The organism is Arthrobacter sp. zg.Y820 (genome assembly GCF_030125555.1).
GTDB lineage: Bacteria > Actinomycetota > Actinomycetes > Actinomycetales > Micrococcaceae > Arthrobacter_B.
Map to the genome: position 1 here is coordinate 135,527 of NZ_JASKLX010000010.1, position 12,443 is coordinate 147,969.

Below are 12,443 nucleotides of genomic sequence, written 5' to 3' on the forward strand. Positions count from 1 at the left end.
CGCTAGGCCTGTCCGCGGATGCCGGAACCGAAGGATCCGCCGCCGAAGGACGCTCCGGCTCCGAAGGCCGAGCCCACCGTCTGGGCGCGCTCCGCCGTCGTGCGTCCGGCAATGGCGTCGTAGTCCGCCTGGCGGATGGCGCGCAGGGCCTTCTTGCGGTTTTCACCTTCCAGCCGGTCGATGTACAGCACACCGTCCAGATGGTCGGTTTCGTGCTGGAAGGCGCGGGCCAGCATTCCTTCACCCTCGACGCTGACGGGGTTGCCGTTCTTATCCACGCCGGTGACTCGGGTCCAGCGGTACCGCGGCACCGGGTAGCCCAGGCCGGGGATCGAGAGGCAGCCCTCCATCTGGTCTTCCTGCCGGTCTTCGCTCAGTTCCAGGACGGGGTTGACGACGTGTCCGGCCTGGCCGTCGATCCGGTAGGTAAAGACCCGGAGACTGACGCCGACCTGCGGCGCGGCGAGGCCGGCACCGTCAACGTCCTCCATGGTTTCTTCCATGTCGGCAACGAGCTTGGCCAGTTCAGGCCCGAAGTCCGTAACTTCCTCGGCGGGGGTCCGCAGGACTGGGTCGCCGATAATCCGGATGTTCAGGATTGCCATCTGGGGTTCGTTCCTTACTGTTGCTGCTGACTGGTGCACGGTGATGCAGGGTGGTGCGAAATCTTAGGACGCAGATCTGTCCAAGTACCAGTCTAGTTGGGCCGGACATGATGCATCGCCTCGGGCACTTCGCGGGCCCGGGGGTGGAGCTTGCGGGACGGCTTACGTGGCGGAGGGCTGCGCAGCGGAAACCGCGTGGGCTCCGACCGGAGGCGGCGAAATGGGCAGCAGGGCCGGCCCGGCGCCCGCGACGTCGTACGAGGTTTGCCAGAGCCGGCGGAGAGCGCAGAACTTGAACCAGTGCTGCGGCAGAACCGCCGGGTTGGCGCGCATCGGCCGGACCTCGGTCTGCCCGACCGCAACGCCGAGCAGCAACGGATCCTCTCCGTAGGCCCAGGGCTCCCAGATGCCCTTACCAGCGTCGACGAGCGATTCTTTAGCCTTCATTCCGGCGACCAGCTGCATAACCACCTTGTCATCCAGCGGCTTGACCTGCCCGTCGCGGTCAGTGTTTTTGGTCTTGTAGTCGATCAGGCAGAGCCGGCCGTTGATACGGGCCACCAGGTCCAGGGTTCCGGCGTAACCCACTTCGTCATTCCACACGGTGATCTCCGGCGCCAGGGGCTCCACCTGGTAGAGGTCCCACCATTCGTCGAAGCGGTCTGCGAACTGGTGCTCGCCGTGTTCCAGGAGCGCTGTGCGTGCTGCTTCCAGTTCATGCGGAAGATCCAGGGCACGCAGCGATACCTGCTCGCAGTAAAAATGCACCCGGGTGCCTCGTTCGGCTGCGGAATTCCGATACCGTTCCGAGGCGCGCGACGCTTCCTTGACCACGCTGCGCAGGGCTCCCGGGTTGCCCAGGCTGGCAGCAAGCTTCGGATCCTTGACGACGGCAGTGGCTGCCATGTGCCCGTGCCATCCGTCCAACGAGGTCATGGACCCCTGGGAAATGACCGTGGTGATGGACGGCACCGTGGGAGGTTCCGAGAGGGAGCGGGAGTACATCCGCCCGAATTCTGTTGCATGTGCCAGAGCTGGATCAGTCATGTCTTCAGTTTGTCACCCGGCACCGACGTTTATGCAAAACGGGTACCCGCCCAGCTTTCCGCACCGCGGCTGGTCACGAAGGGCTGTCCGACGAGGGTCGTCAGGAGAGGCTCGCGGTGTCCCGGGTCGCAGCCGGCGCGCTGGCCTCGCGGTGCAGCATGGTCTCGACCATGTGGGCGCTCTTCCATCCTGCGTCGGTCTGCACGAACCGGTGGTCGTAGTAACCGTAGTGATGCGAGGTGGTTTTTTCTCCCGGCAGCACGCACGGGTTGTAGAAGAAGGCGCGCACCTGGCATTCGCTGCCCTCAAAGCGGTAGCTGAAATTGGTGATGTAATGCTGCGTCCAGGACATCGCACCAAAGATCGGCTCAAAGAAGGCCACGATCTCTTCGGGAGTGCCGCGCAGCGGCAGGGAGTTGGAGTAATCCACGTCCGCGTTCTCCGTGAAAACGGACTTGTAAAGCTCCCAGTCCTGTTCATCCACGCCGGTGGCGTAGTTCGCCAGTTGTTGTTGGATTTCGAGCCGGGCAACCGCTTCGGTCAGTTCCATCGTTTAGCTCCTTGTGCTGTCACGTGGCTCGGGAATGCCCGCTCGTCGCCAAAACTAGCTGAGAGTCGACCCGGACACAAGGGGGGCTGGACCAAATTTTTGTTCCGTGATTCCATGAGGGAAACGTTGTTCCCCTCATCAGAGAGCCGCCAGGTACCAGTCATGGACTCCGACCTCACTCCCGACCAGAAAACCTTCCGCGACACCACGCGGAACTTCCTCAACAAGACGAGCAGCAGCCCACAGATCCGCGCTCTGGCCGACTCCGGTGCGGGCACCGACCGGACGTGGTGGTCGCAGGGTGCCGAGCTTGGGTGGACGGCCATGCTCGTTCCGGAAGACCTTGGCGGAGGAACGGTTTCCGGAGAACCGCTGCGGGACCTGTGCCTGGTGGCCCGGGAGTTTGGCCGCACCTGCGCTCCCGGACCGTTACTGACCACAAGCGCCGTCCTGACCGGGCTGGCCGCTGCCGGTGAAGCCCACGCTGAGGCGATCGAGGCGATTATGACCGGCGACAGCCTTGCGAGCTGGGCGTTTTACGAACCTTCGCGCGGCTGGGACTCGTCGACCCCCGGAACGGCGGCCGATCCCCTGCCCGGTGGCGGCTTCACACTGTCGGGAACCAAGGACCGGGTCGAAGCCGGCGAATCCGCCGACCTTTTCCTGGTGACCGCCCACAGCCCCGGGGGCCCGGTCCAGGTCCTTGTCCCCCGCGACACCCCGGGGCTCTCGGTCACGCCGTCGTGGTCGCTGGATGCCACCCGCCGCTTCGCCACTCTCTCCTTTGCAGGTGCAGTGGTCCCGCCGGGGGCGGTGGTGCAGCGCGGAGAGGCAGCCCGGGAAGCCGTCGAAACGCAGCTGCACAACACCGCCCTGCTCGCCGCTGCCGAGATGACCGGCGCCCTCCAGGCCATGTTCGATGTGACTGTCCAATGGATGTTTGACCGCTACACGTTCGGACGCCCCCTGGCCTCCTATCAGGCGCTCAAACACCGAATGGCTGACAACAAGACGGCCATGGAGGCGTGCCTGGCCACCACAGCCGGTGCCGCCGGCGCGCTGGACTCGGGTGCTCCGGATGCGCACGAAATGGTGAGCATCGCCAAGGCCTACGTAGGCGACAAGGTGCCGGCCATCCTGCAGGACTTCGTCCAGTTGCACGGCGGGCTCGGTGTCACCTGGGAGCATGACCTTCACCTGTACCTGCGCCGCACTGCCTGCGACCGTGCGTTGTACGGCACCCCCGATGAACACCGCCGGCGGATCGCCGCCACTCTCGAAGGGAACGCAGCATGAGCACCGCCACCAGCACCGGAACCGCCGACGCGACCGGCACCGAGCCCGTGGAAGAGTTCCGGCTGCGCGCCCGCGCCTGGCTGGCGGAGAACCTGCCGCCGGCTGCGGACACTCCCGCCGGCAACATCGACGACGACGTCTGGCTGCGGGCGCGGGTTCTGCAGGGCCGAATCCATGCCGGCGGATTCGCCGGCATCTGCTTTCCCAAGGAGTACGGCGGCCTGGGACTCGGCCCCGACCATCAGCATGCTTTCAACGAGGAGGCGGCAGGCTACGAACTGCCGATCGTCCTGAACGTGCCGTCCGTGGCGATCTGCGCGGCAACGATCCTGGACCTGGGCACTGAGGAGCAAAAAAAGCAGTACCTGCCGGGCATCATCAGCGGACGGGATGTCTGGTGCCAGCTGCTTTCGGAGCCGGGCGGCGGCTCCGATCTGGCCGGTGTCATCACCAAGTCGGAGCGGAACGGCGAGGATTGGACGATAAACGGTTCCAAGGTCTGGAGCTCGGCTGCCTACGCCGCGGACTACGGGCTCTGCCTGACCCGCTCCAACTGGGACGTTCCCAAACACAGCGGACTGACAATGTTCATCCTGCCGCTGAAAGCACCGGGCGTCACGGTCCACCGCATCAAACTGGTCAACGGCGCCAACGAGTTCTGCCAGGTCTTTTTTGACGACGTGCGCCTGCCGGCCGGAAACGTCGTCGGCGCGGTCGACGACGGGTGGGCAACCGCCTCGCAGCAGCTCTTCCACGAGCGCAACGCGATGGGCGGCGGATCGCCGTATGTCAGCGGTCCCCGGTTCAGCAAGGCGGCGCACGGCCCCAACCTGCTCGAACTGGCCCGCGAAACGGGCCAGCTTGGCGACACCTCCGTCCGCGACCAGCTCGCCGATGTTCGCATCATGCAGGTGGTGTCCAAACAGCTGGTGCGCCGCATCGGCAGCGCCATCGCCACGGGCGAACTCACTCCCCAGGCAAGCTCGATCCTCCGGCTGTTCGAGGCCGAGCGCACCTGGACCGAGTACGACGCCGCCTTCCGGATCGCCGGCGCAAACGCCGTCGCGGGGCCAAGCCTTCAGGACCCGGGCCACGGACAAGCAGGCCTGCGCTACCTCTCCCGCCAGGCCGGAAGCCTCGGCGGCGGCAGCACTGAAATCGCCCGCAACATCATCAGCGAACGCGTCCTTGGCATGCCCCGGGAGGCAGCTGCCGACCGCGGCGTCGCCTTCAAGGACGTCAAGCGGGGCGGCGCCTGACACATGTTTCCGAGGCCAAACGGCCCCGGGAACCGTCTCAGGCCCCGAAAACTCGGGGTGCCTGCGCTAATATTTGCTCCGGGGGCATTCCTCCCGCCGGACACCGATTAAGGTCTGCGATCCGCCACCGCGGGTTGCGACCCGCCTATAGAGGGACGCCCATGCCAAGCGAAGCTGCAACCATCGATGTGCCGCAGTCGGGGGGCGCCCGCACCGACGAGATCCGCGCGGCTGCTGGGGCACTCTTTGCTTCCAAGGGCTACGCGGCAACCACCATGAACGACATTGCCCAGGCTGTCGGTATTCTTCCCGGCAGCCTCTACCACCACTTCGCGGCCAAAGAGACAATCGCGATTGAACTCTCGGATGCCTTCCACGCTGCGCTCTACAAGGTTGCGGTCGATTTCCGCACACCCGAGCACACGGCGCTGCCCCCGGAAGACCGCCTCCGCCGGCTCGTCGCCGACGTCTCCGTCGTCGGCAAGCAGCATGCGCCTGCGCTGGGCCTGCGCATCTTCGAAGCGCCGACGGTCGCCAGCAAGCGTTTCTCCGCAGCGGTCAACCACCGCCCGGCCGCCCTGCAGCGGGTATGGCGCTCTGTGATTGCAGACCTGGCACCGCTGGCACCGCCGGGCGTGATGGACCAGGACATGCTGACCTACGCCCTGCAGGGCCTCGCGGTCAGCCCGGGCGTAAGCGCCGGCGATCCCCGGGGCGTGGACGAATCCTCCCGCCTGCTGTGCGATCTGCTGCTCCACGGCGTCGTGCTGGACGGCCCCGACAATGCCTCGCTCGATGCTTCCGCCCCGATGGCAGCCGTCAAGGATGTGATCGCCCACCAGGTCCAGCCCGACGCCGGAGACGAGACCCGCGCCCAGATTGTCACCGCCGCGCGGCGCGAGTTTGCCCGCCGGGGTTTCGATGCCACGACCATCCGCGACATTGCCGAGGCTGCCGAAGTCCGGATGGGCACGCTCTACCGGCGGATCGAGTCCAAGCAGGCGCTTTTTGCTGAGATTGTCGACAACTACGACGAGCAGCTCGACGCACTGCTCCGGGTTGCCCTGACCACGGAAGCCGAATCGGAGGCCGAATCCCTGGACGCACTGGCATTCGGCGTAGCTTACGCGGCGCGCCGGTTCACGGACGAGGCCCACATGATGTCGCTGATTTGGAACCGCCAGCAAGAATCCCAGGCCCCGGTGAACCGCTATGTCAGGCACACGAAAGAACGGCAGGAGCTGCTCGCCGGTCTGCTCGGGCAGGGCCAGGATGAAGGGCGGATCCAGAGGTATGCGGCGCCGGACATCCTGGCCAGCTATGTGCGCAGCGTGCTGTGGAGCGCTTCGGGGCGCCATGAGCGAACCAGCCAGCGGCGGATTCAGGCATTCCTGCGCGAACACCTGCTCAGAGGCGCCCTTACCCCGCGGTAAGGACTCCCCCGGTGCCGGGGCCGCTCCAGCCTCGGTCTTCAGGTACCTCGGTGAGGCATTCAGCCCCCGCGGTGTGGTCCTCAGGCGCCGGCGGCGTGGTCGTCAGGCGCCGTAGGCCGCCAAGTCGGCAGTGAAGTCAGCGGCCTCCAGGCGCCTGCGGATCGCGGCGAGGAAGCGCCCGGCGTCAGCGCCGTCAATCAGCCGGTGGTCGTAGGTCAGCGGCAGTGAGCAGACGGAACGGATGAGGATGGACTCGGTGCCGTCGCCGGCTGCGACGACCCGCGGCCGGCGGACCACCGCACCGGTGCCCAGGATGGCCACCTCCGGATAGTTGATGATCGGCGTGTCAGTCAGCGTCCCCGCACCGCCGATGTTCGACAGCGTGATGGTGCTTCCGGTGAGTTCGTCCGGGCCGGCCAGGCCTTCCCGGACCCTGCCCGCGAGCGCCGCTACTCCGCGGGCGATCTCGGGGATCGACATTGCCTGTGCATCCCGGAGCACCGGGACCACCAGCCCGCGGGGCGTGTCGACGGCAATCCCGACGTGGACACCGGCGTGGTAGGTGATCTGGGTTCCGGTCTCATCGATGGAGGCGTTGAACCGGGGGAAATCCTGGCCGGCCTCGACCAGGGCGCGGATGAAGAAGGGAAGGTAGGACAGCGGCACCCCTTCGACCTCCAGGAAGCTCCCCTTGACCCGGCTCCGCAGTTCCGCAACGGCGGTGACGTCAACCTCCTGGACGGCCGTCAGCTGAGCTGCAACACGCAACGACTCGGTCATCCGCGAGGCAATGATCCTGCGCATCCGTGGAAGCCGGGCGGTAGTCCCGGCTTCCGGCCCTTCCGGCCCTTCCGACCCTTGCGAGGCCCGGGGCCGGGAGCCGGCAGCGTCGGTCTCTGCCGTCATCGGTTACTCGATTTCCGCTACGACCGTGCCCACCGGATAGGTTGCCCCTTCAGGCACCTTGATCCGCAGGATCCCGTCGATCGGGGATTCGACGTCGGTCGAGGATTTGTCGCTTTCGAGCAGGTAGATCGGATCCCCGGCCTTCACCTCGGCACCTTCCGCCACAAACCACTCGGCGATCTCGCCCTCCTGCATGGTGACCCCCAGCTGCGGAATCTTAACCTCGGTTGCCATCTGTCTCCTTCGTGCGTCATATGGAGGGGGTTGCTTCGTTGGACGGGCGGCGGCTCCCGGGAGCCGCCGCCCGGGGGGGGTGGAGCAGTCAGTCAATAAGCGGGGCGACCGGCAACGGGTAGCGGCTGGTGACCGCCAGGAGCAGCGCCTTGTTCCCGGTGGCTGGATAGGCCATCAGCTGTTCCTCGGAGCGCCGAACGCCCAGCAGCCGGAAGAGCTCCCAGTCACTCGGCAGCTCCACCTCGCAGCCGATGTCCGGGCCGCCGAAGAGCGCCTGCGAGGTCGGGGTCTTCAACAGCAGCCCCGACTCCCCCACGAGTCCGAGGTAGCGCACCCAGCCGACCATGGCCGAGAGAGCCTCCTCAAGTCCGGCGCTGTGGTCCTGGTACTCGGGGCCCAGCGCCGCCCGCACATCGTGTTCGTGCGTAACGACGTCGACGACGAGCGGACCCGAGGGATGCCCGGCGAACATGGCGGCGAGCGGGCCGAGCAGTGCTTCCCACTCCTTGGTGATCGAATCCACGGTATGGTTTGCGCGTGCCTCGACCTCCCGCTCAATGGTGGCCTGCACATCGTCTCCCCAGCCCAGCTGGTTCACGGAGATGGAGGCGACGCTGGTGAGATGGGCCACCACATTGCGCACGGTCCACGCCGGGCTAGCCGGAACAACGGTGTCGGCGCGTTCCTCCCCTGCCCGTCGAGCCACGGCGATCAGCCGGGCGGCCCCGTCCAGATAGGCCTGAAGCATGTCCTCGTTGCTCGGCGCTTTGTCGAGCACCGGGTCTGGAAGTTGAACAGTCATTTGCTGCCTTTCGGTGTGAAAGCGAAGCTGCGGTCAAAACTGCTGAGCTGCGGTATCCATAGCAACTCAGAACTGGGCGGGCTAGAACAGGGACCGAACCGCCTGCTCGATCCGACCGGCGTGCGGCAGGTACTCCGCCTCGAGGTTCCGGGCATACGGGACCGGGGTTTCCGCACCGCCGACGCGGCGCACGGGACCGGCCAGCTCGCCGAAAAGCTCTTCGGAGATGGTGGCTGCAAGTTCGGCACCGTAACCGCCGCGGCGCACTGCTTCGTGCACGATGACGGCCCGCTTGGTTCCGGCCACTGCGTTGAGCAGCCCTTCCCTGTCAAGCGGGACCAGGGTGCGCAGGTCGATGACCTCGGCATTGATGCCGTCGCCTGCCAGCTTTTCCGCGACACCGATGCAGTCGTGCACCTGGCGGCCCCAGCTGACCAGCGTCACGTCGGAGCCCTCACGGGCGGTCCGCAGCTTGCCCAGCGGCACCCGGTAGTCACCCGGCGGAACGTGGCCCTTCTGCGTGAAGTAGAGCATGAACATTTCCACGAAAACGACCGGGTCGTCGTCGAAGATGGAAGACAGCAGCAGCCCCTTGGCATCCGCCGGCGTCGAGGGCACAACCACCTTCAGCCCGGGGGTGTGCGTCAGCTGCGCCTCCAGCATGTCGGAGTGCTGGGCCCCGAACCCGCCGCCTGCGCCGGTCGTGGTCCGCACCACCAGCGGAACCTTGGTCTGGCCGCCGGACATGTAGCGAAGTTTCGCCGCGTGGTTGATGAGCTGGTCCGAGGCTACGGCCAGGAAGTTCATCAGCATGATCTCGGCCACCGGGCGCATCCCGGCGATTGCGGCGCCGACGGCGGCGCCCATGATGGCCTGCTCTGAAATCGGCGTGGGACGGACCCGTTCCAGTCCAAACTTGGTGGAGAGACCCTTGTGGATCTTGAATCCGCCGCCGGCGGGGTCCTGGATGTCCTCACCGAGTTCGAAGACGGTCTCGTCGATCGTCATTCCCACATCGAGGGCTTCGTTGATCGCCTGGACCATGCTCAGGATTCGTTCCTGCGGCGTGTCGTCGGTGCTTTCGGGGGCCTGTGCTTGCGTAGTCATTTCCGCTCTTTCAGACGAGGTCGGTGTGGAGCTCGGACAGGTCGGGCTGTGGGCTCGCTTCGGCGAAGGCGAAGGCGTCGTCGATTTCGGCGCGGTGCGCATCCTCGATGTCCTTGAGCTGCTCCTCGGTGGCAATGCCCTCCTCGAGGAGGCGCCGGCGCAGGGCCGGCACCGGGTCCGCAGCCTCAGCGGCGGCGCGTTCCTCCTTGGGCATGTACTCCATCGGATCCTGCGGGGTGTGGCCGCGGAACCGGTAGGTGTCGGCTTCGATCAGGGTGGGTCCGCCACCCGTACGGGCCGCATCAACGGCCTGGCGGGCTGCCTCGTACATTTCCACGGGGTTGTTGCCGTTCACATGGAAGGCGCGCATCGAGTAGCCGATGGCCCGATCCGTGATCTGCGCCGCCGAGGTGCCCTGCGCAAAGGCGGTGTATTCGGCGTACTGGTTGTTCTGGCAGACAAAGACCACCGGCAGGTTCCACACCGAAGCCAGGTTCATCGCTTCGTGGAAGGCACCGATGTTAGTGGCGCCGTCGCCGAAGTTCACGACAGTCACCTGGTCAGTGCCGCGCATCTGGGCCGAGAGGGCGACGCCGTTGGCGATCGGCAGGCCGGAGCCCACGACGCCGGTGGTGACGATCAGGCCGGACTCCGGGTGGGTGACGTGCATCGGACCGCCCTTGCCCTTGCAGGTGCCGCCGACCCGGCCAAAGAACTCAGCTGTCAGTTCCCGCAGGGGAACACCCTTGGCGATCTGGTCGTGGATGCCGCGGTAGATGGTGAGGACGTAGTCCTCCTTGGTGAGCACCTGCGCGATCGCGGAGGGGATGATCTCCTGGCCGCGGGGCGAGTAGTACATGCCCGTTGCCTTACCGGTCTGGAGCATGGAGATGTAAGTGTCGTCGTACATCTTGATCTTGGCGGCGATCGTGTAGATCCCCAGGAGAATCTGGGGATCGATGTCGGTGGTCGGATCCACCTCGAGCGTTGCGGTCATGGTGTGCGTACTCCTGTCGAAATTAAGCTGCGGCGCCGGGGCGCCTGTGGACCTGGAGAGCTATCCGCCTGCCGGACGGCCGGACGCGACACCGGCGTCGATGCCGGCCGCCCCCTGCCTCCTGCGGAACAATTATTTGGTTATTGGAACCTAGTCGAGAGCCTTGGGTGTGTCAAGCATCACACTTGGCCGTGCGATGGGAGGGGCGCCGTGACCGGCGCTGTGCCGGGCGTGCGGAAGGGCGCCGGAAGGGCGCCGGAAGGGCTCACACGGCGATCCCGACGAGCTTGGTGTCGAGATACTCGTCGATCCCCTCATATCCGCCCTCACGGCCCAGTCCGCTGGCCTTGACGCCGCCGAACGGTGCCGAGGCCGAGGTCGGGTTGATGTCGTTCACGCCCACCATCCCGTACCGGAGCTTCTCAGTGACCCGGATGGCCGTGGACAGATCATTGGTGTAGACGTAGGCCGCCAGTCCGTATTCGCTGTCGTTGGCCTTGGCGATCACCTCCTCTTCGTCGTCGTACGGCATCACCGCCGCGATCGGTCCGAACGTCTCCTCGTAGTAGATCTGCATTTCCGGCGTCACATCGGCCAGGACCGTGGGCGCGAAGAAGGTCTTCCCCTCCAACCCCTCGACCTCGACCCGTTCGCCGCCCACCGTCACGCGGGCACCCTTCTCCAGCGCATCCAGGACCTGCGACTCCATCTTGGTGACCGCGCGCTCGTCGATAAGCGGGCCGATCGAGACGCCCGGAGTTTCACCCGCGCCCACCTTGAGTGCCTTGACCCGCTCGGTGAGCGTGGTGACGAACGTGTCGTAGTGCGAGCGGTGCACGTAGATCCGGTTGGGACTGATGCAGGCCTGGCCGGTGTTGAGGAACTTCACCAGCGCAGCCCCCTTGGCGGCCCGCACTGGATCGGCATCCGGGAACACGATGAACGGCGCATGGCCGCCCAGCTCCACGGAGACGCGCTTGAGACTCTCGGTTGCCTTGGCGGCAAGTTTCTTGCCAACGGCGGTGGAGCCGGTGAACGTCAGTTTCCGCACCACCGGCGATTCAACCAGGGTGTCCCCCACGGCAGCCGCGCGGCTGGTGGTGACCATGTTCAGCACACCTGCCGGCACTCCGGCTTCCAGGAGGACCTCCAGGGTGGCCACCGCGCACAGCGGCGTGAGTGCCGCGGGCTTGAGCACCGAGGTGCAGCCTGCCGCCAGCGCCGGAGCGAGCTTGCGGGTGAGCATCGAAATGGGATAGTTCCACGGCGTAATGGCAGCAACCACGCCCACTGGCTGGCGCATCGTAATGAAGCGCTGGTCGGCGCGGGCTGAGGGAATCGTGACGCCGCCGATCCGCTTGGCCTCCTCAGCGAACCAGGCCAGGAAGTCCGCGGCGTAGCCGACCTCGTTCAGGGAAGCCTTGAGCGGTTTGCCCTGCTCGCTGGTCATCAGGGCGGCCAGTTCCTTTTGCCTGCCGCGCATGATCAGGTTCGCCTGAGCCAGGATCCCCGAGCGCTGGTGTGCCGTGGTTCCGGCCCAGGCGTCAAAGGCGGCATCGGCGGCAGCGATGGCGGCCGCGGTGTCGTCGGCTCCGCCGTCGGACGCCCACCCGATCACCGCTGCGGTGGCCGGGTTGGTTACCGGAAAGGTGGAGCGGCTGAGCGCTTCGCGCCACTCGCCGCCGATCAGGATTGTGGTGGCAGTGTTCGCTGTCATCAGATGAAGGTCCTTTCAGGGACAGAGCTTTCAGAAACGGGGGAAGGTTCCGGTGCCGGTGCCGGCGGTGCCTGGAGCAGGCAGAGCGCGTCGACGGCGGCGAACCCGTCGTCGGTGACCACCAGGGGGTTGATGTCGAGGGACCCGAGCCATTCGGAGCTGCCGGCCGCGAAGTCGCCGACGCGCACCAGGAGGTCTGCGAGCGCATTAAGGTCCCAGGCCGGCTGGCCGCGGAACCCGTGCATCAGCCGGGCATCTTCGAACTCGGCAATCAAGTCCTCGGCCTCGGAGCGGGGGAAGGGCGCCATTCGGCCGCCGATGCGGTTGATGACCTCGACCATCACGCCGCCGAGCCCGAAGACCACCATGGGGCCGAGCTCGGTGGACTGGATGCCGATGAACGCCTCGGCGCGCACCGCCAGCATCGGCTGGACGACGACGAGCGCGGGCAGCGCGTCGCGCCGCGCTATGCTCCGCATCCGGGTTACAG

Annotated in this window: 13 protein-coding genes; 3 read left to right on the forward strand and 10 right to left on the reverse strand. The window is 66.3% G+C overall.

Annotated elements, in window-relative coordinates; genetic code table 11:
• Positions 1 to 2 precede the first annotated feature (2 nt).
• The 3 genes from def to QNN99_RS12640 form a co-directional block, all read right to left on the reverse strand.
• Positions 3 to 605, reverse strand: a complete 603-nt coding sequence (gene def, locus QNN99_RS12630) for a peptide deformylase (RefSeq protein WP_229966816.1) — start codon at positions 603 to 605, stop codon at positions 3 to 5.
• 162 nt (positions 606 to 767) lie between these two features.
• Positions 768 to 1,652: a PD-(D/E)XK nuclease family protein gene (locus QNN99_RS12635; RefSeq protein WP_229966817.1), complete on the reverse strand. Its 885-nt coding sequence runs from the start codon at positions 1,650 to 1,652 to the stop codon at positions 768 to 770.
• Between the two features lie 100 nt (positions 1,653 to 1,752).
• Entirely contained in the window at positions 1,753 to 2,202 is a 450-nt protein-coding gene (locus QNN99_RS12640) for a nuclear transport factor 2 family protein (protein ID WP_229966818.1), read from the reverse strand.
• A gap of 162 nt (positions 2,203 to 2,364) precedes the next feature.
• On the opposite strand from QNN99_RS12640, the gene QNN99_RS12645 reads away from it, so the two are divergent.
• The 3 genes from QNN99_RS12645 (at position 2,365) to QNN99_RS12655 (ending at position 6,190) form a co-directional block, all read left to right on the forward strand.
• Positions 2,365 to 3,498 (forward strand): acyl-CoA dehydrogenase family protein, encoded by a 1,134-nt coding sequence (locus tag QNN99_RS12645; protein ID WP_229966819.1) that lies wholly within the window; start codon positions 2,365 to 2,367, stop codon positions 3,496 to 3,498.
• Entirely contained in the window at positions 3,495 to 4,757 is a 1,263-nt protein-coding gene (locus QNN99_RS12650; RefSeq protein ID WP_229966820.1) for an acyl-CoA dehydrogenase family protein, read from the forward strand. The genes QNN99_RS12645 and QNN99_RS12650 overlap by 4 nt, the downstream gene beginning before the upstream one ends.
• A 161-nt stretch (positions 4,758 to 4,918) precedes the next feature.
• Positions 4,919 to 6,190 carry a TetR/AcrR family transcriptional regulator gene (locus tag QNN99_RS12655; protein ID WP_229966821.1) on the forward strand — a complete coding sequence of 424 codons (1,272 nt, stop codon included), beginning with the start codon at positions 4,919 to 4,921 and terminating at the stop codon, positions 6,188 to 6,190.
• A gap of 102 nt (positions 6,191 to 6,292) precedes the next feature.
• Here the strand turns inward: QNN99_RS12655 and QNN99_RS12660 are convergent, their stop codons facing one another.
• The 7 genes from QNN99_RS12660 to QNN99_RS12690 form a co-directional block, all read right to left on the reverse strand.
• A complete protein-coding gene (locus QNN99_RS12660; protein WP_269439215.1) occupies positions 6,293 to 7,096 on the reverse strand; it encodes a 2-oxo acid dehydrogenase subunit E2 in 804 nt (267 codons plus the stop codon).
• A 3-nt stretch (positions 7,097 to 7,099) separates the two neighbouring features.
• Positions 7,100 to 7,330, reverse strand: a complete 231-nt coding sequence (locus QNN99_RS12665) for a biotin/lipoyl-containing protein (RefSeq protein ID WP_229966823.1) — start codon at positions 7,328 to 7,330, stop codon at positions 7,100 to 7,102.
• Between the two features lie 88 nt (positions 7,331 to 7,418).
• Positions 7,419 to 8,132 (reverse strand): maleylpyruvate isomerase N-terminal domain-containing protein, encoded by a 714-nt coding sequence (locus QNN99_RS12670; RefSeq protein WP_229966824.1) that lies wholly within the window; start codon positions 8,130 to 8,132, stop codon positions 7,419 to 7,421.
• A gap of 81 nt (positions 8,133 to 8,213) precedes the next feature.
• Complete coding sequence (locus QNN99_RS12675; protein WP_229966825.1) at positions 8,214 to 9,239, reverse strand: alpha-ketoacid dehydrogenase subunit beta; 1,026 nt, start codon at positions 9,237 to 9,239, stop codon at positions 8,214 to 8,216.
• A 10-nt stretch (positions 9,240 to 9,249) separates the two neighbouring features.
• Positions 9,250 to 10,236 (reverse strand): thiamine pyrophosphate-dependent dehydrogenase E1 component subunit alpha, encoded by a 987-nt coding sequence (locus tag QNN99_RS12680; RefSeq protein WP_229966826.1) that lies wholly within the window; start codon positions 10,234 to 10,236, stop codon positions 9,250 to 9,252.
• 265 nt (positions 10,237 to 10,501) lie between these two features.
• The gene (locus QNN99_RS12685; RefSeq protein ID WP_229966827.1) at positions 10,502 to 11,953 is read right to left on the reverse strand and encodes an NAD-dependent succinate-semialdehyde dehydrogenase; all 1,452 of its coding nucleotides are present in this window, start codon (positions 11,951 to 11,953) and stop codon (positions 10,502 to 10,504) included.
• The gene (locus QNN99_RS12690) at positions 11,953 to 12,432 is read right to left on the reverse strand and encodes an acetate--CoA ligase family protein (RefSeq protein WP_229966828.1); all 480 of its coding nucleotides are present in this window, start codon (positions 12,430 to 12,432) and stop codon (positions 11,953 to 11,955) included. The genes QNN99_RS12685 and QNN99_RS12690 overlap by 1 nt, the downstream gene beginning before the upstream one ends.
• Positions 12,433 to 12,443: the final 11 nt, after the last annotated feature.

What these genes read in the sequence shown, in the direction of transcription:
- def (WP_229966816.1), bottom strand. Translation starts at nt 605, where the DNA reads ATGGCAATCCTGAACATCCGGATTATCGGCGACCCAGTCCTGCGGACC.
- QNN99_RS12635 (WP_229966817.1), bottom strand. Translation starts at nt 1,652, where the DNA reads ATGACTGATCCAGCTCTGGCACATGCAACAGAATTCGGGCGGATGTAC.
- QNN99_RS12640 (WP_229966818.1), bottom strand. Translation starts at nt 2,202, where the DNA reads ATGGAACTGACCGAAGCGGTTGCCCGGCTCGAAATCCAACAACAACTG.
- QNN99_RS12645 (WP_229966819.1), top strand. Translation starts at nt 2,365, where the DNA reads ATGGACTCCGACCTCACTCCCGACCAGAAAACCTTCCGCGACACCACG.
- QNN99_RS12650 (WP_229966820.1), top strand. Translation starts at nt 3,495, where the DNA reads ATGAGCACCGCCACCAGCACCGGAACCGCCGACGCGACCGGCACCGAG.
- QNN99_RS12655 (WP_229966821.1), top strand. Translation starts at nt 4,919, where the DNA reads ATGCCAAGCGAAGCTGCAACCATCGATGTGCCGCAGTCGGGGGGCGCC.
- QNN99_RS12660 (WP_269439215.1), bottom strand. Translation starts at nt 7,096, where the DNA reads ATGACGGCAGAGACCGACGCTGCCGGCTCCCGGCCCCGGGCCTCGCAA.
- QNN99_RS12665 (WP_229966823.1), bottom strand. Translation starts at nt 7,330, where the DNA reads ATGGCAACCGAGGTTAAGATTCCGCAGCTGGGGGTCACCATGCAGGAG.
- QNN99_RS12670 (WP_229966824.1), bottom strand. Translation starts at nt 8,132, where the DNA reads ATGACTGTTCAACTTCCAGACCCGGTGCTCGACAAAGCGCCGAGCAAC.
- QNN99_RS12675 (WP_229966825.1), bottom strand. Translation starts at nt 9,239, where the DNA reads ATGACTACGCAAGCACAGGCCCCCGAAAGCACCGACGACACGCCGCAG.
- QNN99_RS12680 (WP_229966826.1), bottom strand. Translation starts at nt 10,236, where the DNA reads ATGACCGCAACGCTCGAGGTGGATCCGACCACCGACATCGATCCCCAG.
- QNN99_RS12685 (WP_229966827.1), bottom strand. Translation starts at nt 11,953, where the DNA reads ATGACAGCGAACACTGCCACCACAATCCTGATCGGCGGCGAGTGGCGC.
- QNN99_RS12690 (WP_229966828.1), bottom strand. Translation starts at nt 12,432, where the DNA reads ATGCGGAGCATAGCGCGGCGCGACGCGCTGCCCGCGCTCGTCGTCGTC.